Genomic DNA, 20406 nt, shown 5'->3' with positions numbered 1-20406 from the left:
GTCTTGGCCCTTGCGGGCTTCCATCCGCACGCCTGCGCGCTCCGCTTGCTTTCGCCCCCTCGCCTTCTGAGGTCTGTAACGTAGTTTTGTGCGCTGTAACGTAAGTAGAGTTACAAAGCACAAAACTACGTTACAGACCATTGATTGCTGGCTGCTGGAGCCGTTCATCGGTCAGAAGCGGCCATACTGCTCCATGAAGATGGATAGTTAAACTCGGCCATCACAGATCATATGGTGGAGCATGAATTTTGTCACATCGAGCGCTGAAAACGCTGTGCTCAGCAAAGCTTTTATCCGAGCCGGAGAAGGGTTGGGGCTTGATGATACTGATCTATCAGCTGTCCTGGGCGAGCAGGTTTCAACTGTGCTGCGTTTACGTCACGGACATGAGCTACTTGAACCTAGCACCGAAGCGCGAAGCCGGGCCATGCTCCTGGTTGAGTTGTATCAGTCACTGCTCGCCGTCGCAGGAAACGAGCAAAATGCAAAGGTCTGGCTAAGCAGCATGAATCGAGGTCTGAGTGGTCGACCACGCGATCTAATCGCATGCCGAGCGGGACTGGAGCAGGTCGTCCAATATCTCGCTTCTACTCGCGCTCTCATTTAACCTCTCATGCGCATCGCTGAAATGCTGTCATGGAACACGAAATCAGGAGTGCGGCATGAAGTGGTTCGGTCGATTGGTACGGCTCGTTTGTCGAGACAACAGATCAGGACGCGAGCAAGCCAGAGATCGGGCGTTCATAGCTGCCCTCAACAATCTGAAATCTCTGCGCGTGACAGCGGACGGCGGCATGTCGATAGACCCTGACGAGATACGAGAGCAAGTGATAGCGAGTCGCCGGTCACTCAAGCGATTCGTGCGATAACCATTTGCGATTTGCTTGGCTTACTGAGCCGAGCCGGCGGCTCGAAGGAACGATAGCAGGACAGCAATGGCATCGTGCTCAGCGAGCTTGTAGTGCATTGCGCAAGGGCCGCGCCAAATTCACTCGAATTTCAGGCAAAAAAAAGCCCCAGTTAAGGGGCTTTTTCTAGTTGCATCACGATCCGTGCTGGCGTCCCTAAACGCTACGACCAGGATTGGCACCGTCTGTGCAGTTGAGAAAACTGTATATCCATACATAATTTACGTCAAGCGCATTTTTTCGGATTGACCGAAACACGAAAAGCGATCTTGGACAGGCTCGATCATTGGCAATCGGAAAAGCCAGATCTACCACCACTCGATGGGGTGCCCTGGCTAACCGTGCGGGTATCTGGTTAATGAACCATGTCAGGCTGAAGCGGCCATTTTGGTAAGGAGAAAGGGATGTCAATGCAAGATAACGCTGTAGCTTCCATCCGACTTGGGGTGGAGGACTTCAAAGCTGCGGAACACGATGAAGCCCGAGCCCTCTCCTCCATTCGAAATCTGACCTCGGGCCTCCTGTTGCTCTTCAAGGTCAAGTTGCAGGCCATGAGCGCACCTGGTTCAGGTGAAGCACTACTTAAAGAGAAAGTGACACCGATCTTCGGAACTGACGGCCAGGTGGTTTGGGTTGGCAGCGGTAAAAAGACTGTCGATGTCCACACCATAATTTCGCGGCTCAAGGGGCTGGGGATCGACGGAGTAGAATGGAAGCTGCTCGAAGCACTCACCAGCACTCGAAATGATATAGAACACTATTACAGCACTCGTCCGACATCGGTGCTGCTGGAAACCGTGGCGAACTGCTTTCACCTAATACAGCAGTTCGTTCCCATCCATTTAGGGATCAGTCCAGTGAGCCTGCTTGGCACAGACACCTGGACATTTCTGACTGAGCAGGAAGCTTTCTACGAGCGAGAGCAAAAGGCATGCCTTGAGTCACTCAGCCACGTCTCTTGGCCATCGGACATTCTTGCAAGCGCGACAGAACATCTGAGCTGCCCAGAATGCAGGGCCAAGCTCATGAAAGCCTCAGGTGACGTCGAAACAGTTTCGCTCACTACTTTTCACTGCACTCGATGCGAAGCTACATCGCAGTTTGATGATGTGGTCGACTCCATGCTGACAGGGAAATACTTCGCAGACCTATACATTGCAGCCACACAAGGCGGAGAAGGCCCGTTAGATACCTGCGAACAGTGTGACCATGACTCATACGTTATCGAGGAACAGTGTTGCGCCATTTGCGGTGACGGCCCGAAAGCGGCTGAATGTATAGAGTGCGGAGCGACACTTGATGCGGAAGGGTTCGATTCCGATTCGCTGTGCAATCATTGTCGGTACGTGCTGGAAATGGTTTAGAGATATGGTCTGCAAGCAGGCCCAGTCACGAGCCCAAAAGCCCGCCTGACTGTTGAGGCAGCGTACCTAATGAACGTTGGAGGACATGATGTCTGAGCAACTGCATTTCACTCGTCAAACTCTATTGGCTGCATCGGATTTGATTGAAAAAGAAGGAACAAACGCAGGCTTTGACCTGATGGTGCAGCGTCTTGAGCTGGATCAGTGGGTACCTTCAGGAAGTGAGCTGTCGGTTCCCAAGAAAAGAGTGGTATTCAACAAGACTCTCCTGGCTAGAGCTAAGCTTGTTTTCTGGGCCAGGGAAGGTCAGATGACGCATGGCGAGGCGCTAGTTCGAGAAGCCGTTGGGCTCATGAGTTCACCTCCCAAATATGAGGAGCAAAAGCAACTTGAGCGCTGCTTGGCACGAGATGGGTTTGATGTCTCATGGGATGCCGGTGATTGCGGACAAGGCACTCCACCTTGGCTGAGACGAAGCTTGCCACAAAATGTGGACTTGCCTGCTGGCGATGATCTAGTTCACCAGCACCTGAAGCAATTCGGCTTCGTCAGATCTTGTGGTCATCTTGATCAGGCTATCGACGCACATACAAGGGGGGACTGGGCCGCTGCCAACGCGCAAATCAGGACATTCCTTGAGAGCCTGATTCTGGAAATAGCAACGCAGATTGCGTCCGCTGATCTGCCACCGAACCCCAGCTTGAACAATGGTTTTCAAGCCTTGGCTAAGTGCGGTTTTTTATCCGAGGGTCGTTCCGAATGGAACCAGGATGGGAAAGGTATGCTCAACGGGTTGCTGAAAATGCTGCACTCGGATGGTTCGCATAAAGGCCTCTCGGATGAAGATCATTCCACCTTGCGACTTCATATAGCGCTGGTGACCGCCAGGGCAATATTAAATCGACTGGCTAACGGCAAGTGAGGCAGCCAAGGCCCCACTCTAGCAATTACTCGCAGCAACCTTTGCCCTCGCCGGGCGCTCAAAGTGCATGATCGTCCTGCGCATAGTGGACGCCCGTTATTGTATGCATCATCAAGCTACCAGGAACGAAAGTTATTTGAGGGCCCACTGACTCTTTAGCCCCGAGAATCATGTACCCACCATTGGTAGGTTGAACGACAGAGCTCCTCCGTGACGCCACATGCGAGAACAGCACGATGTTTTGCCCCCCCGGCTTTTGAACTGACTTGAAGATGACTCCGTCAAAACGAGGAAAATGCTGTGTCGCAAGGTATTCAGCGATGACCTGAGTGATCAGATAGCTTTTTCCGGATCCCGGTAGCACTGGAACCGTGATTTGCTCGTGAAGGTCGCGAAGAAAGTCTCGTCGCCCGACTTTTAGGATGTAATTTGGCTCAAAAAAGCTTGGATGCGCACCCAGATCGGCCTCTGCAAACCGCCCAAAGTCCAATACCCTGACGGTTCCGCTAAGACGGAACTCCCCGCTTATGACATTGCTGCCTACTGGTGGCCGGAGTTCGGCCACACAGGTGTTGCGTTCAAAAGCTCCATAGAACGCAGGCACTCCTGCTGGGTTCATTCGTCCATCACTAGCTTTTTCTTTCGGAGGAGCTCCCAGATTGCGGTCTGGATCAGCCGAAATAGAGTCGATTACTTCAGACGAGGCACATGGGCGAGCTCGGAAAATTGGCGGTGCCGTATTCGATGCTAGCAGCCTTACGACGGCATTTTCCTGCGAGGAACTGGAATAGCTGTCTAGTCCGTCGAACAGCCAACCCAGAAATTTTCGTGCACTGTCGTTGAAAAAGCGATTGCCGTGCAGCATGCCTTCCTGAAACTCGACCCACTGCAATCCAATACCATCGGGGAGAAATGGCTTGCGAACATAGTTGGTGTCTCGGCTATAAGAATATCCCTCCAGGTCATCGCAGACCGCTTGAACAATGGGCTCTGTATTGTCGCAACGTAGAACCTCACTTACCCAGTACTCCGGATCATCTCCCTCCTGCGAGTTACCTGGGTTAAAGCGCCGGTAGTATTCGCCCTCGCATATGTAGCCGTTCAAGACCGTTTTTACCATGTCGGAGACACTTGAAAGGGGAAAGCATTTGCGCTTCACCCCACACAGAGTACACAGCATGGACAAACCTTTACGCTTCATCTGGCGCACCAGGTACGACTCTTTGACGCACTTGTAACAGACGACTGTTGCCATAGTGGAGCTATATTCCTCTTACCAATCCCGAAATGATCCAGCCTTTTAGCAATCATGTACGAAGGTAGCCGTCTCTAGCGCAGATAATCACAGCGCTACTGCGTGCTGGGCTTGTTCATTACTCTTTTGTGCAATTCTTTTAGTTCTTCGCACTCATTGCGAGTGGATTCATTGAGTAGCTCAAGAAGCTCGTTGCTCCCCATCCAATACCCCGCATGGTCGACCCCCTTCTGGAGTTGCACAAGCTGCTGGTGAGTGAGCTTTGCAGACCAAGCGCGGAAGCTCATCTCGACTTTCTCTCGGGTCTCGTGGCATCCAGGACACAACGCCCGAAGCGAACTGATCGGGTATTCCCAAGGCCGAAATCCATTGCTCATACGGGCGTAATAGCAATGGTGCGCCTCAAGCCTGCCGGCAGTACCGCAATCCTGGCACTTATGTTCAGCCACCTGCTTCACGAGGTCAGCTTTTCGCTTCCAACGGGGATCACGAAGGAGCTGCGAGTACGTAGATCTTGCCGGGGTCGGAGTGAAGTCGTAATCCTCAATCGGGTAGATGCCCAGATTCCAGCTATGCCCCATTTCGTAGTAGAAGCCAAAGCTTTCGAAGATGTCGTCGAATTCGGTGAGATCGCACCCGTAACTAAGCATGTAGTGGATGCTGCTGCTGTCGAACACCAAGACGTACGCGGCGTCGTTCAGCCAGCTTTCTCTACGCTTCAGCCATTCCGCCGGTGATAGGAAAAACGCATCGCCCAAAAGCTCCTCGCGTACCAGCCAATCCTCGAATGCCAACAATAGGCGGCGTAGATTCTCTTCCATGCGGAGCTTCCATAATGTATTTCGTCGCCTTCCTCCCGCCCCATGGAAAGCTCAGCAAGCCCGAAGGTCAGGCCAGGACGCGGTTACCTCCTCATGATAGAACTGACGAATCCGCAGCGGGGTTCGACCTTTCGACCTCTGTAGCGGAGACGTTGGTTAGCGATCAATTAGGACTTTGATAGCCAGGCGCGAACATGGAACTCTCTACGCCATAAAGAGCCAATGGATCTTTTAGCCATAGACGGTAGGCCTTATCTGCAATGCTGTGGTCTGCCGAACAGTCCACGTGATACTGCTGCAAAACGTATCCTGCCATAGCAGCTCGTACACGCAACTTAAGCACCCCATCCTGCATATCGTAGTCACGCTTTACGATCTCTGTGGAGTCTTTATCGGGATGAGGGACAAGAGGAAGCTCGAGCATTCGATTCCACTGATCATCATGCCTCGGCCTTTCTTCGTCTCTAGCTCTTTCCCTCATTTGAATCTCGGCGTGCCCGACTCTCGTTAGAACGAAGTCCGCGAATTTTTCACGTTTCCGATCAAACGCCCGGACGTGCCAGCGCAGACCGTCACAACCGATAGCGAATGGTACGATTTCCCGCTCAGACTGGCCTGAGCTAGAGGTGTAGCTGATCTTAACAACCCGTTTGAGGTGAATCGCCCTCGTGATCGGTGCTAAAACTTCCACCTTCGGCTTACTAAGAAGCGATACAGATTCGTGCGCGATCAGCGGCTTCTCATCTGAGTCGAGGCCATACCCGAATCCCTGCGAAAGGGCATTGAGAACTCGCTCTGGTGAGTGGGCGATGAGAGGCGAAAAGGTATCTCGAATCACATAGTGCTTGGTCACTGAGTCAAGCTCGGTATTCTCAGGTGCAACCTCCCGATACTGGCCGAAATCCCGAGTTGCAGCAGCCCCACCTACCCCAAACCTATCCATGAGATCCATCCGCGAGACGGAGCCTGTGAAATACAGGCGGAAGTCTATGTACACCAGACGTTCCCGTTGCGCCTGGCTGTACTCGCTTAAATCAATCATATGCTCTCCGTCTAACCATCCGATGTCTTGCTGTCTTGCTGTCTTGCCGTCTTGCCGTCTTGCCGTCTTGCCGTCTTGCCGTCTTGCCGTCTTGCCAGCGCGTGGTCGGCCTATCGCCCATCATAGCATATGAGGATTTGACGTAATCAAAATGATGATGATAGGATTCGCATATGGTTGTGACTAATCAGTCTTTCTAGCACCTGAAGCAACATCAAAAGGGTAGTTAGGATGCTATGACGGAACGCCAGAAACAAAAAGGCCGGTCAAGGTACGAACTTGACCGGCCTTAGGGAAAAGACATCTGAACATGCTCCAGATGTCTCTCGCGCTTTGTTGAGAAGCTTTGCGATGGTAGCCCCTGTGGGCTCCTTTCGCAAGGGAGCGAGTTTTGTGTTCGAGCCACCTCAGTAGGAGACATTTTATGTCCCAGCTTGAGATGTTCGAAAAACCCGACGAGGAAGGCGAGGTCATCTACCGCATGACCATCACCACCAAATCGGGGAAGGTGATTCGACGTGCGAACGGTCAGCCGTTCCGTATCGTCATTCGCCCCAAAGCGGCCAAATAATTTGACCGCTTAACAGAGCTCAGGGCACAGCCGTGCCCTGCACTCCCTCGCTCCCAAAAGAAGGATTTTGATGAGCTTAGATTTCTACGATCGCGAGCGTACGCCGATAGCATATACGGATGACAATGAGCATTTGTATGCTTACTGCGGTCGTCCAGTAGCCTACATCTACGAAGGCTCCATCTATTCCTATCCAGGTCGCCATCTCGGAAGCATTTCTGATGGTGTGATCCGCGACAACCATGGCCATATCGTGCTCTACACAGAAGAGTCCAGGGGCGGCGTGATGAAGGGAATGCTTCTACCAGTGCCACCTAAGGGCCTCAAGCAGATGCGATACCTCAAATGTCGAAGGCGCCCTAAGCTTGAGAGTCTATTTCGGCTCTCCTGTTGGTCACAGATTCCAGGTCAGCAGTTTTTCTCTTGAGCAGGCTGCCTCCTCCCACTTCGATGTGACAAAGAATGAATGGCGTGAGTATGACATCACGAACCATGTGCCCAATTGTTGCGGCTACCTGCTATACAGGCATCCAGACGATATTGCCTGGAAAGCAGGCCTTCAAGTGGGCCCAGATGGCTCGTGTTCTCGAGGCCAACAAGTCAGCCGACACGCACTTGGGAGCATCGGACACTCGAGCAACTGTTAAAGACTTTGTGAGTGGGAATCACTGTTTTCTTCTACTTAGACGACAATCCATAATCACATTACGTATTACAACGGCGTAGCCAAAGGATCGATGTTGACTGAGGTCTACGCTGACCAGGGCAGCGCTACAGGGAGAGTTACCATGTCTACTGCGTCTGATTTTCGCTTAACCTGGCTGTGGCGCCATGCCTTCGTCAATCCTCAAATAGACATTACAACCGCAGAGCAGGAGTTTTTTCGGGAAAGATACCTAGCTATGCGGGAAAAAGCTGGTCAGCTGGTTGCGCAGATCGTAACAGCTATGCCAGGCATGACAGTCCATGACATCAGCCATCTTGACGCCCTATGGGAGACGGCATCTCTCGTTTCGGAAGGAGCGTTGACCATTACTCCTGCCGAAGCATTCGTGTTCGGCGCAAGTGTTCTTCTGCACGATTCGGCAATGAGCCTTGCGGCTTATCCGAATGGTCTTGAAGATTTGAAGGAGACCGTAGCATGGAAAGACACCGTGACGGCCTTGCTCGGGGAAGATGAGTTTGATTCCGAAAAAGTAAACAGCCCTCCCCCAAGTATCGTTGATCGTGCTGTACCTGAAGTGCTGCGCCAATTGCACGCACAGCAAGCTGAAAAGTTAGCAAAACAAGGGTGGCCGTCTGCTAATGGAGATACGCTTTATTTAATTGACGACGCCGAAGTACGGTTTTTCTACGGCGAGACAATAGGACTCATTGCCCATAGCCACTGGTGGTCGGTCGCCCGCGTAGAACAGGAGCTATCGGAAGATCTCGGTGCTCTTGCAGGCAAGACAAAATGCAAGATTGATAGAGTCAAACTTGCTTGTTTGCTCCGCATTGCGGACGCGCTCCACTTGGATCAACGCAGAGCACCCAGGTTTTTGCGAGCGCTAACGCATCCCAAAGGCATATCTGCTCTGCACTGGTCATTCCAAGAGCGCTTGGCTGCACCTCATATCGAGCACGAAGCGGTGGTTTTTACCGCTGGTGCACCTTTTGATGTTGCAGATGCCGATGCATGGTGGCTGGCATATGACACGATTTCAGCAGTAAATCGCGAATTGCAGAACGTCGACTTGCTGATGCAGAACAGAGCGAAAGGACTGTTCTTCCGAGCGCGACGGGTGAAGGGAGCAGGCAGTCCCGAGTCACTGGCCCGAACTATTCATACCCGAGGATGGCGTCCGGTTGACACTCAGTTGAAGGTCTCTGACATCCCAAAAGTTGTGGAAACTTTAGGCGGTGCGAAGCTTTATGGTGATGACCCGACTGTGGTGATCAGAGAACTCATCCAGAATTGCACCGACGCCATCCAAGCTCGTAGACGCTATCAAATAGGGCGACGCGAAAGCTGGGGCACCATAGTGGTGTCACTCAGCGAAAAAGAAGATGGACACTGGTTGACGGTAGAAGACAATGGTATTGGTATGTCGGAACTCGTTTTGACCGGCCCGTTAATTGACTTCGGTACATCCTTTTGGCGCTCATCCCTAGCCTCTCAAGAGTTTCCGGGGCTCATCGCAAAGGGCATGAACGCGATTGGACGATACGGCATCGGCTTTTTCTCAGTTTTTATGATTGGATCGCTAGTAAGGGTAATATCCCGCCGGTTTGACTTAGGTGAAGACGCCGCTCGCGTATTGGAATTCAGGGACGGCACTGTATCGCGCCCGATCCTCGCTCAATCAACACGGGGTCAAGCTCCAGTGGATGGCGGAACGAGAATTGAGATTCTGCTGAGGGCCGCTCCCCGCAGTAAAGGCGGAATACTCTACAACAGTAAAACCAGTGCCAGCGTGCTGACTTTAAAGCAGCTCATCGCATCGATCGCGCCAAACTTGGACGTTTCGATTGAAGTTGAAGAATCCGGCGAAACACTTTCTGCTATCAATTCAGGGGATTGGCTAGACCTCCCTGATGCCGATTTACTCGTCCGACTGAACCCGTTAGGTATGCCTAGCAGGTACAACAGAACAGGGACGAGCATTTCCGCAATACGACCGATCTTTGATGAGACCGGCAAACCATTGGGGCGCGCATTCATCCAGCCAAGCAGCTTCTTTGGTGCGGATGGAGGATGGGTCACGATCGGAGGTCTTCGTGCCTCTCGGATGTCAAACATCCAAGGTTTGTTAGTAGGCGAAACCTTGACTGCGTCTCGCGATTCCGCTTTGCCAACTGCGTCTAAAGAACAGCTGGCGGCTTGGGCAACAGAGCAGGCTACCATCATCGGAATGTCTAGATCTGATGAGCTTCACAAAGCCCGATGTGCAGAGATTGTGCTTGAGTGTGGAGGAGCCATTGGTGACCTACCGATAGCTTGCCAAGGCCCAAATGACTGGCTCAACGTCAGTGAGATACGGGATCGATTTGAGGACGCTTCGGAACTGACGATCACATTTGATGGAGAATTCTCGTATGAGGAGGACACTGATGACGTCCATCCACGCGAATTCAAAAGTTTCTTCGAGATTGGAAGCAATATATGGGTAGTCCCGAAGCACAGCGGGTCAGTGCTAACCGTGGGCCAAACTCAGTGGCCTAGGGCTATGGTTGGAGATTCCTCTTGGCCAAGCTCAAACCTAGCTGAGCTTGTCAAAGCTGTAATCAGCGAAACTTGGAGCGAAAACTATGAGGTAGGAGATGAGGATGCGGAGGTCGGAACAGTAAACGGTACACCGATTATACGAAACGTTACCGTTTTCAGGCGCAATGATGAACCTGCCAGCCCCGACGACTGATTCGACAAGCGACGTTCGCAGCACACGCGCCAATGGACGGCTACTCAGAGACTCACCTGTATTCTTGATATGGAAGCATTGTCTCTTTTGCGTCGGAAACAGGTAACCAAGCACCGACAGCCACTTGCAGGGAAGTGGAACTACTGCGCACTGATGACATGAAGCACACCTCCGGCGATGACTCGGGAAGTTATCAACCATTGGCACCTAAAGGGACTTTCAAGTCTCCAAGGACGCGACGATCGATTCCCCTAACTCATCGCTGACGATGATTCGGTGATGATTTTTCGTGACGAAATACTATAGCTAAATCAACGGAGCATCCGCCAATCGTCCGGGATTATTAATTTGCAAATGCAACCAGGTTAGTACCGTCCGATCGAGTAAACCGGCTATGAACATCGAATGCCAGTTGTTACGCCCCCCATGAACGTCGTCAAGCAAGCGCAGTTCTTTTAAAAGAACACGCTTAAGAGCGTTGTAGGACGTTGGATTGGTTTCTAGCGCCCTCACTACCAAGCTCGGCCGACGGCAGAGACTCACCCATCTGTTACTCAAGAATCCCGTGATGGGGGTACGCTGGACAATCGAGCGAACGTGGAACGCGATCGCTGGATACTCTGGATGAGCATGGTTGACGCATAACTCCAGCGATATCTTAGGAACTGGCCCAAGATCACTGATTTTCGCCTTGACGAGTCGCGTAGATAAACAATCGTCGAAGTAAGGGTGCAGTATGCGTTCACCGGGATTTGGCCCTATCAATAGCTCCTGTCGCAGGCTGTTACATTTACAAGCGGGGACGAGATTAAGAGAAAAAACTGCAAATACCCCGTAACTATCTTGTGGCAGAAGGTGATCTAGAGTTCCACGATGGGATGATCCGCACATCGGGCATATCAAATACTCCCCACCTAGACGTAGCTTGGTAATATGCGCAAGGTCTTTAGGCGGCGACTTGTAATGAGCTTTTAAATAAGTCTCAGTTAATGGTGGAATGCCCACTGCAGCGACTGCAAAAGCATTACCAGCAGCATTTTCATATTGGGCATAGGCTTGCTGGATTGTTCCAACAGATGCCTGTAAGTGCGGGTAACTCCCCGCCCTTCTATTATTAGCTAGGTTCAACAATGCAAAACCATCATCAATATTGGGACGCGGAATCTTATTCAAGAACCTCACCCTCCATCGATTCTCGTAGCGCCCCTAAAACTTCGAGTGAAAGTTCATCCTTGTACTTGCTATACAGGGCTTCCCATGTACTGAAGCGCCTTAAAAGCCTTGCCTCAAGCGCAGCGGCAAGCTGCGATGGTTCATCCTCACCAAATACGAAGTAAGAAATAGCCCCGACGTCTGCTCCAAACGTACGTAAAGCTGGCCGCTCAACACTTACGAAACCATCCTGATCTGCCCGTAGTACCGACACTTGCTCCTGAAAAACCTCACGAACGAAATAGGCTGAATGTGTAGCGATAATTGCAGCGGAGCCAGTCTGCACTAACAGATTGTCCAATAGCGAGACGAATTGGCTGATGAAGTTTGGGTGCAGATGTGTCTCCGGCTCGTCCAAAAGTATAAGCGAGCCATTTTCGACATGAAGGCTCGCCTGCGCAGAGAACCGTACAAATGAAATTTCGCCACTACTTAAGGGGTAGCCGACTCCGTCGATCATCCGCACAGGTTCCCGTCGCAAATCGATGGAGGCGAAATTTTCAATAATTTGCTGTTCGCCGCCTTGTCTTAAGCGCCTGAGAGAAAGTGCGTCATGTTTATTGTTACGAAGCGGTAGTGAAATCTGCTCCCAGTTATCGATGGCTTGGAGCGCCCCAAGAAAAATGTCCCAGCGCGTCGACTCTCCAATATATTCTTGAGATCGAGCTACTTGAAGTACCTGATCAGCGACGCCAAGGCCCTTACGTATCCTCCCTAAGCGATTGAGTGAGAAGCGTCGATACCAGACTTTAGGCCGCTTGCGCCGCTCTCCAGGGAACACTGATCCAGCTTCATTCGTCGGAGCGAAAGCCAAGACGCGGTTCACGAGAACACGCCCTCCTATACTTCCGTCTGTGAGCGAGTCATCTCCGCTCAAAGCCGCGCGTACGATTCGGCCGAGGGCTTGACTCTTGCCTACACCGTTCTTACCGATGACCACTGCAATTCGCTTCGGCAGGTCATTATCGTGACTAAATCGAAAGGTTAGCTCGTGAGCATTTTGACGGCCTGGTAATCGGAATCGAATATCAAAGACCTCCGATAGCTTTCCGAACTCTTCGTGCTCCAGTCCCCGGAGGATGGAGCCGGCGTTTTTATACGCAAAATAAGACTCAGCATTTCTCATGAAAGACTTCAAGAAAACGTCAGACTGGGCCGCAATATCAAGCCAGTTTGAATTGTTCTTGAATTCGTTGAGGGCAACTAGATCCCTCATCGCTTTAAGCGCTTCGACTGCTCTGGCTGGGCCAAATTCGCGCACGAGGGCTCGGTAAGCATCCATGCTGGGTAGCATGGTGAAAAACCTATGTGAATCGGTTGCAGGCAGCTCGATGTTTAAAGTGCTGCCCAGCATCTCTTCTAATCGGATTACGCCATTGGGTTCATCTTTCGAATTGGTGATGAAGCCGATAAAACCGGCGGTAGCGAAAGGCTCTGAATGCTCTGAGAGACATATGCGAAGGTCAATCCGGGTTCGAAGACCAAAGTCATTCCATTCATCTTGGCTTGGGACGATGAGGATAGTATTTACGGGAGGAGGATTGCGAAGAGAATTGCGATTTCCGAAAATGACCGTCACTTGGCTCTTCTCACCGTCCGTGGGGCTTCCATTTCTTGAATCCATAGTCCCTCTGCTATTTAGATGGTGGGGCAAACCTAAGCCCTGTGGCTGATGCCACGTGATTTTCATTCAAGGCGGCGTCAGCGAAATTATTTGAAAGGTGACAATCGTCACGATCACGAGCCGGTGCGGGCCTCTACAGCAAATACTGAGACGAATCTCTGTGGCACCTTAATCCCAGAGAAACTATGCCTTTACCGAGCTGAGAGCCTGTTGGATGTGAATGAAATCAGATCATCGCCATACCGAATCGCGTCAGCTCGAATAATGAGCTCGTATAGTGCAAAGCCCTTCGCTTGGATCACCTGCGAAGAGTTCGTAGAGTTCAACTTCATCTTCTTGAGCGCCTCCGTGGCATCAGCTTTCAAGTCGAAAACCTCAATGACGCTCGCATCTTCCCCCTCTTGCGGAGGGTGGGCCGCAGCCTCAATGCCTGGCTTGCCAACGTAGAAAATGCAGCTTCTTTTGAGACCGAGCATATGAGGATGTTTAGGACCGCGCCGAATGAGCCACATTCCGTTAGGGCCACGTGCAGTCCGATGCGGCACCAGCATCAACTGCCTCACCTTAGCGTTCTCAAAATGCGTCAAATCCAAAGCAGGGGCACCAACATGAATCAAGGTTCCGCCACATCTCAATGTCGCCTTTTCGCTCACAGCGGCCTTCCAAGACGCGCCGGGCTCCGTCTCCCGCATCACCCTCCATACAGCAGGTGTCAAGTCAAGGGTTTTCTGCCCCATGCCTGTTAGGCATTCAAACAGCTGCCTTTCCTTGCTCCCAATTTCTTGTGGAGGTATAGGGCTCAGCAGCTCGTTATCTAAAGAAACAAAATCCCACTCCAGGATACCGTCTCGTTCCCAACGAGCAACATCGTTTAAAGTGCAACTAGGGAAGCGCATTTGCTCAGCGCGTAGTGGCACAGAGTCGGTATCTCGGGCAGCTCTGCCCGCTGTCGGATCCGGCATGATCGAATCGATCCGAGCTTGCCAATCGCAATCCTGTGTTGACCAAATCAGCACCGCGTCTGGAAACACGGCTCCCGACCTGTTGACCTCAGGTGTGCCGCTGTAGAACCGAACACCGGGCGTAGCGCCGAAAAACGCCCTGGACAGAATCTTTGGCATCGGGAGACCCGCGCCAGTGGCAGCAAAACTCACAACGACATCCAAGTCGCCGCAGGTAAGCGCACCCCGCACGTATGAACCAACGACCCAAAGTTCGGTAGCCTCTAAGTGACACGTTGCGGTAGTGCCATACAAGTCGTACGAAATATCGCGAACCGATAGCTCATCCAGTGCCTTGCAGATTCGGACAAGTTGCTTTGTAAACTTATCTCTGGGGTAACGCTTTTCATCTGCTTGCAATGTTAAATCTCTTAGGAGGTTGATTCGTTTGGATGCGACCCGCAATTTCCTTTTAGATCACTTTCGAAGGATCTAATCGGCTTATCTATCAAAATGGTCGCTCCTGCTTTCAACCCTTGAGAAAGCGAATCAACCAACGGATAAGGCACTGATGAAAGCGCACGACCAACAATCGCAGATCTTCAGGGCCACACGACGTCTAGGCTAACCAAGCTGGTGTGGTACTGCTGCGTTGCGCTGGACGGTCATCTTGACCCCAGTACGAGGATTCCCCTCCAAGTGAATCATGTTCAAAAGATGCCTGTCCGTGATGCTCGAAAACTTCTGCGCCATATGCCGGGCAAGCGCATCACTCGCAGTAGTCAGAATGAGGTTCATGGAAGGCATCGACGTGGCGACCAAGCGAAAGATATCCAGCATGGCAACTCGATTGAGGTCATCTAAATGCGCTATTGGCTCATCGAGGAAAAAACTTCCCCCAGTGTTTCGGGCCCTGGCAAGGTAAAGCGACAATGCCAGATCCTGGCGCTGTCCCTGGCTAAGCTTTCCCTCTGCGTCCAACGCAGGCTCGTGCCCTTCCGCAAAGACAGTCCACTTCAGCGCATCTCCGCCGTCAGAGACACCCAATCCTTTATAGACCTCATTGGCATGCATCCGGGAGAACAGCTCAGCAGCGGGACTGAGCAGTGGTTTAAGGCTAGAAGCAGTGAAATCTTTCACATGCATGGCGTAGTTTTCGATCGCGAGATCCGCTTCGGCGATGTAGCCTGAGCCGATTTCCAATTTCCTGGCTAACGCAAGCCGTTCTTCCTGAAGTTTTTTTAGTTTCAGTGAATCGGCATCAACACTCACCACAGCCTCGCATTCGGCAAGCATGCTCCTGTAGGTCGCTGTGTCTTCACCTCGCTGATTCACCTGATGGCGCATCAACTCATATGACTCAGTCAAAACAGGTTGATCGCCAAACACCTCCTTCCATAGGGAATCGAAGCCCTCAGTGACTACCTGCGCCGCCGATATGCTTTTATTGATTCCTGCGATCTCCCCTGCCTTTACTTGAATGGTCTCCGCAAGAGCCTGGACAACAGGAACAAGACGGGTTTTCGCGGGGCTGTAGAGGTCAATCTGATCTTGAAAATGCTTTTTATAACTTACAAACCGTGCGACTGACGTCGATACCCGACTGCCAGCTCCGCCCTCAGGAGTAATGCCGAAAAACGTCTCCACCTCAGTCAGCTTTTCAAAAACCATCCCCAGCTGTATCGCTGAGGTGACTCGGTTGCTCAGGTGAGCAAGACCAGCCGCGTTCAACCCAGAAAAGTCCTGAACGCGCATAATCTCTAGGTATCGGGTTTTCGTATCATACGATTTCAGCTCCTGGACAACCGAGCTCAAACGGGAAAGATGGCTGTCATAGGCTTGCTTCTGAGCATTGGCCAGCGTGAGCTTTGTAGTAGCCTCCTGTTCCTTTTGGCGTGCCACTGCCAATTTGCTTGCAGCGACCTCAAGCGCCGGTGCAAGCAGTTGATGGCCCGTGGAAATTTCTATCCGCAATTTTTCAGCGGTGCCCCAATCGTGATTGCAGAGCGGACAATGCGCATCTTCATGGGAGTGGGCGATTTCGCTTCCCATGGCTTTCAGTTTTTCTAAAACGCTTGAAAACGCATCAAAGTCCGCTTCTGCCCTGACGTGGGCATTTTTTGCCTCATTGGCCAGGCGAACCGCGTCATCCAAATCAATGGCAGGAGCTACTGGGTTGGCCATCATCTCTTGCTTCTGGCGCTCCCACTCCAAAATTTTTGGTAGGTTTCTGGATAGCAAATCAAGGGCGGCCTGCCACTGCTCTTGTTGATTCAAAGGCCAGGTGAGCTCTACAAACTTAGTACGTAGGTCAACCTGAGTGATATCCCCTTCTCGAAAGTACTCCGAGACATTTGAATTTGCAGTGATCGGTAACCAGCGCTGAAGCGTCGCTAGGCTTTCGTCAGCCCATTTGATTGATCTTTCACTTTCTGAAACCTTCAACTGTGCCTCGGACAACTCCGCTGACCGAATGAGCTGATCATCAGTGGCTTTTTTTTGCTCCCCAGCCACGGCGGCAACCGATTGGCGAAGTGTTTCAATCTGGCTTAAAGAGTTGTGATATTGCAACCACTGCTCTGAAAGGGTGATCAGTGCACTCGATTCTCGCTGGTGTTTCTGACTGAGCATCGCGACGCGAAGCTGCGCAGCCTTCAGGCGATCCCCCAAGCTACCCTCTGCTGATGGGGGTAAGGCATTAAATATTGTCGCCAGATGGCCCAAGGCTTTGTCTTTCACTGGGGAGCTTATGGCTAGCGAATTCTCCAGCGCCTCGATCTCATTGCTAAGCCGACCGATGCTGTCCACTAGGCCCTTGGTATTCGGCAATGCCTTTCTGTATTCGCGTAAGTCTCGCAGTGTGCTCGTGAGATGGCCAAAGCCGAGGATGTCGGCGAAGATCTGCTGACGCTCGTCCGCTTTGTTGTTGTCGATCAACAACGAAAGGGAGTTGGAATAGAGCCAGCGGCTATTGCGCAACCAACCTCGTTTCGCTTTGCGCAACGCGATGGTGCTTCTTCCGGAAATCGACGCAGGCGTGAGCATCTCAAGCAAATGTTCATCATTGATTTTTTTCTTTCTTGCACCTTCCTCGGTCATCCATAGCGAGGTGTTGTTCCGGGTCAGCAAATGTGGCTTTCCGTCAATCAAGCATTTTGCGGAAACACTGGTCGTTCCTCTCCCCCACTGACACTCCAGCGGCGCGGTATTGAGGTCATCGACTTTGCCGGTGATCAACCATTCCAATGCGTAGCAGATGGTGCTTTTGCCAGTCCCGTTGGCCGCATGAATGACAGTCAAGGGTGCGTCCAATGGCACCACCAATTCATCCGGGATACCCCGAAAATTCTGGATGGTGACGGAAAGAAATTTGATCGGCAGGTTATTCATTGAGATTCCATTCTTTGCCATGACGTTCGGCAAGCTCTTCGCTGCCCACCTCGGCCAGTAACTCTAAAAGCTGAATGTACCCGGTATCGTCCGAGTTGAAGACCGCAGGCTCCACATGCTCGTCGAATCGCGCCAAGCCTAACGGCGTAATGCGCTCATAGCGCTCCCACCCATTAGCTCCCCACGTCACCACATGCTTTCTGACGAACCTGATATCCCTCTCAATATCGATTAGGAATGCCTTGAACTCATCACTCACTTGGGTGGTGGCAAGCACAAGGTAACCGTCAATGACGAGGCCCGAACTCTCTCGCTGGACAATGGCGGCATCGAGGAATGTCTCAGCGAGTTTGGCTTTTCTTAAAGCCTCAGCACCAGTCTCAGTGGTGATATTCACCAGTAAGATGGAAGCAAAGGAAGATTCCCAATAGCCGAGCTGGTTCTCAAGATCACCGTCAGGCCAGTTTGGGTTTTCAGTCGATAAATAACGTTGCGTGCTGGCCTTGTAAAAGCCCGCATCTAGAGCTCGACACCCTATGATTCCTACCAGCTCATTGAGCATCTAGCTTCCCCTTTCGCACAAAAATATCTTCCATGAATTGCTCCGGCGAAGGTGCCGTGGGGTCGTCATAAACCTCTTCAATCTCGCTAAGACCGAACATGTAAACGTTTCTCGCAATGGCAGGTTCGGTGATTGATCCTCTAGGAGCAGGGGAGCTGGCAGTGAAGTCATATCGACCGTGACTAGGTTTCCTGTCACCGACGTTTCCGCGTCCCTGAGCAAAGACAATCAGGTTGGGATGCACAATGGGATGCCGGGCCCAATCAAAAAGGTCTGCCTCCATTTGCCTCACGTGATAACTGTTGTTTGACCAGGCCATGATGCTGACCTCCCCATGCTCTGGGTTGTCATATCGAATATGGCCCTGAAACTCTGGTGCACATGACCACTGACTGCTGACCGGGACATTCAGATAACTCAGTGCCTGGACGGTTCTCATAACGCATTCACCAGTAGAGGAAAGCTCCTCCAGCGGGAAATGCTCTCCTACTCTCACACCAAATTGGGTTCGATAGGTAAACCCTGAGTAGTCCGACAGGCCTGTGCCTTGCACAAGGTTATTGAGCAAAATCAGCTCGTTTCTCACAGCAGCCAAATAACCTGGGTAGGGGGGATAACGGTCGAATAGCTCATGGAACTCAAGCGCGACCGGTGCCATATCTGCTGTTACACGATCATCCACCAATCGGTGCGCCTTCACCGACAGAAGGGTCAACTCTGCTGTCCAGTCTAGGATGAACGTTAAGGCGCCGCTGCTGCTTCGGCGCATGACACGGCCAGGTGGATTCACTGTTATCGGAGTCGGTCGAGTCGCGAACTCGGCATCAATTGACGGGAAAATGCCTGTAGCACTGTACAGTTCTGCAGCGCACGCATGGACGCAGTTACTATTAGCAATGGCCATTGCAATAGTGGACTGAGTGCGCTGGCCATAGTGATCCGAAACTGAGGTCAGTACCTTTTCAAGGCTGGTTACGTTGAGAGAGGCTAAAACAAGGTTAGGCCGCTTAGACCTATCCTCTTTTTGGCTGGCCATGATCCGTCGCAATTGCGATTTGGCATTCGAAATGGGATTTGTAAAATCATTACCCAAGGTTGGCCAAAGGATAAGATCTTCAAACGCCAGCCGTAGAGAGACGTCAGCATGGCCATAGTTTGTCTCGCCTGTCTCATTTTCAACCAGTACATAGCAGTTGAAGATTTCCCGCATGGGATCCTTGACCCAACACCACCCTGCCCGGTATCGCTGTAGCGGGGCAGGATCCCATTGTGGATCAATCCAGATCATCTCATCAGAGTTCTTCCAATCGAGGAGTTGACTGCCCAAGACGTCACCGCATCCCACGAACACGACTGCTTGGCTGTCGTATCCATTGACGAGCTGATTCAGCTCCTGCCAATCGGCGGGGGTAGCTGCCGCTGCACCTGCGGTCAATAGCACCGGCAGCGATCCAAAGTTGTTATAGAGCGTTCCAGCCTTGGGTTGAAGCATTCCTTGCATGAAAGGCAAGAGTTCTTGACCTTGCACCAAGGCGAGGTTGAATCGATGGTGGCGACCGAGCTTTAATTTTATATATTCCGTGCGGATCCCAGAGATGAGCTCCGCTTCTTCGTCGCTTACTACCAAGTTGCACGACTGCAAAAAGCCTTTTAGCTCGCCAACGATCTTTGCGGTGTCGGACTCAAGCCGGAAATAGGTTGACTTGATTTCAGGATATGCACCCACCATCCGAGAGAGGTCATCTTTTTTATGTAAAGCGGTATGCAGATTGTCGATCCTGGCCCATACCAAATCACACAGCTGCTCCTTCGTGAGGTTTTTCAGGGCAGCGTGCTTTCTCAAGGTTGCGGAGGCTTTACGCGCAGCAAACGCTTTCTCCTCGAACTCTGCTCTCAAATCTTCGAAGCGTTGCCTGCCCTTCGCTTCCATGAACTCGAACAGCTTGCCGGCTGCTCGATCAGAAACTGCAACGTAGTAGCGAAATGGCTCACCTGGTGCTGATGCAATGCCGGGCTTGATGGTCGCGTAAAGGAAGAATTTGCATATCTCCTGAATGACCATGGCGAGGGATACGATCCCGTTATAGCGCTTGCACTGGATTACGCCGACGGGAGAGGAATCCTCAAACAGGATGACATCGCGGCCCTGGTCAGCTCCATCATTAAGACGGCGGGCTTTGTCGTACCAATCCTCCGTACCATCTGTTGCTCGCGCAGCGTAAAGGTCAGCCAGGAGCAATTCAAAGTGCGCATCCCCCATCCGTTCGAACGGTAATTGCCCACAGTCAAACGCAAAGAGATCAGGGGTGTCCTTATTCGCTTGCCGCAGTGTGCTGTCATCTTCATCACTGCAAAATTGGGCATCAACGGTCGTCAAAATCTTGCTCCTAGCA

Annotated in this window: 15 protein-coding genes; 6 read left to right on the top strand and 9 right to left on the bottom strand. The window is 51.8% G+C overall.

The window, feature by feature from the left end:
* The first annotated feature begins 241 nt into the window (after window positions 1-241).
* The 3 genes from ACA048_RS06925 (at window position 242) to ACA048_RS06915 (ending at window position 3194) form a co-directional block, all read left to right on the top strand.
* A complete protein-coding gene (locus ACA048_RS06925) occupies window positions 242-607 on the top strand; it encodes an antitoxin Xre/MbcA/ParS toxin-binding domain-containing protein (RefSeq protein ID WP_497628476.1) in 366 nt (121 codons plus the stop codon).
* 705 nt (window positions 608-1312) lie between these two features.
* Complete coding sequence (locus tag ACA048_RS06920; RefSeq protein ID WP_497628475.1) at window positions 1313-2272, top strand: hypothetical protein; 960 nt, start codon at window positions 1313-1315, stop codon at window positions 2270-2272.
* 88 nt (window positions 2273-2360) lie between these two features.
* Window positions 2361-3194 (top strand): hypothetical protein, encoded by an 834-nt coding sequence (locus ACA048_RS06915; RefSeq protein ID WP_497628474.1) that lies wholly within the window; start codon window positions 2361-2363, stop codon window positions 3192-3194.
* Between the two features lie 58 nt (window positions 3195-3252).
* On the opposite strand, the gene ACA048_RS06910 is transcribed toward ACA048_RS06915, so the two are convergent.
* The 3 genes from ACA048_RS06910 to ACA048_RS06900 all read right to left on the bottom strand — a co-directional run bounded on the left by ACA048_RS06910 (window position 3253) and on the right by ACA048_RS06900 (window position 6312).
* Complete coding sequence (locus ACA048_RS06910) at window positions 3253-4395, bottom strand: RES family NAD+ phosphorylase (RefSeq protein WP_497628473.1); 1143 nt, start codon at window positions 4393-4395, stop codon at window positions 3253-3255.
* Window positions 4396-4544: 149 nt separating this feature from the next.
* Window positions 4545-5270: an HNH endonuclease gene (locus ACA048_RS06905; protein WP_497628472.1), complete on the bottom strand. Its 726-nt coding sequence runs from the start codon at window positions 5268-5270 to the stop codon at window positions 4545-4547.
* Between the two features lie 163 nt (window positions 5271-5433).
* Complete coding sequence (locus ACA048_RS06900; protein WP_497628471.1) at window positions 5434-6312, bottom strand: helix-turn-helix transcriptional regulator; 879 nt, start codon at window positions 6310-6312, stop codon at window positions 5434-5436.
* 424 nt (window positions 6313-6736) lie between these two features.
* Between ACA048_RS06900 and ACA048_RS06895 the strand changes: the two genes are divergently transcribed.
* From ACA048_RS06895 to ACA048_RS06885, 3 genes are all read left to right on the top strand, one after another.
* Window positions 6737-6883 carry a hypothetical protein gene (locus tag ACA048_RS06895; RefSeq protein ID WP_339555579.1) on the top strand — a complete coding sequence of 49 codons (147 nt, stop codon included), beginning with the start codon at window positions 6737-6739 and terminating at the stop codon, window positions 6881-6883.
* A gap of 70 nt (window positions 6884-6953) precedes the next feature.
* Window positions 6954-7310 (top strand): 4-fold beta flower protein, encoded by a 357-nt coding sequence (locus tag ACA048_RS06890; RefSeq protein WP_497628470.1) that lies wholly within the window; start codon window positions 6954-6956, stop codon window positions 7308-7310.
* Window positions 7311-7671: 361 nt separating this feature from the next.
* Window positions 7672-10284: an HD domain-containing protein gene (locus ACA048_RS06885; RefSeq protein WP_497628469.1), complete on the top strand. Its 2613-nt coding sequence runs from the start codon at window positions 7672-7674 to the stop codon at window positions 10282-10284.
* Window positions 10285-10590: 306 nt separating this feature from the next.
* Here ACA048_RS06885 and ACA048_RS06880 read toward each other — a convergent pair whose 3' ends face one another.
* The 6 genes from ACA048_RS06880 to ACA048_RS06855 all read right to left on the bottom strand — a co-directional run bounded on the left by ACA048_RS06880 (window position 10591) and on the right by ACA048_RS06855 (window position 20390).
* Window positions 10591-11457 carry a hypothetical protein gene (locus ACA048_RS06880; protein WP_497628468.1) on the bottom strand — a complete coding sequence of 289 codons (867 nt, stop codon included), beginning with the start codon at window positions 11455-11457 and terminating at the stop codon, window positions 10591-10593.
* Window positions 11450-13075 carry an AAA family ATPase gene (locus tag ACA048_RS06875; RefSeq protein ID WP_497628467.1) on the bottom strand — a complete coding sequence of 542 codons (1626 nt, stop codon included), beginning with the start codon at window positions 13073-13075 and terminating at the stop codon, window positions 11450-11452. Before ACA048_RS06875 ends, ACA048_RS06880 begins: the two co-directional genes overlap by 8 nt.
* Window positions 13076-13311: 236 nt before the next feature.
* Window positions 13312-14274, bottom strand: a complete 963-nt coding sequence (locus tag ACA048_RS06870) for a hypothetical protein (protein WP_497628466.1) — start codon at window positions 14272-14274, stop codon at window positions 13312-13314.
* A 411-nt stretch (window positions 14275-14685) separates the two neighbouring features.
* Window positions 14686-17451, bottom strand: a complete 2766-nt coding sequence (locus tag ACA048_RS06865; protein ID WP_497628465.1) for an AAA family ATPase — start codon at window positions 17449-17451, stop codon at window positions 14686-14688.
* The gene (locus tag ACA048_RS06860) at window positions 17444-18013 is read right to left on the bottom strand and encodes a hypothetical protein (protein WP_497628464.1); all 570 of its coding nucleotides are present in this window, start codon (window positions 18011-18013) and stop codon (window positions 17444-17446) included. The genes ACA048_RS06865 and ACA048_RS06860 overlap by 8 nt, the downstream gene beginning before the upstream one ends.
* Window positions 18003-20390 carry an ABC-three component system protein gene (locus ACA048_RS06855; RefSeq protein WP_497628463.1) on the bottom strand — a complete coding sequence of 796 codons (2388 nt, stop codon included), beginning with the start codon at window positions 20388-20390 and terminating at the stop codon, window positions 18003-18005. Before ACA048_RS06855 ends, ACA048_RS06860 begins: the two co-directional genes overlap by 11 nt.
* Between the last annotated feature and the right edge of the window lie 16 nt (window positions 20391-20406).

The organism is Pseudomonas sp. LBUM1659 (genome assembly GCF_059716045.1).
Note: the sequence above shows the minus strand (reverse complement) of the source record. Positions and strands in the feature narration are given on the sequence as shown.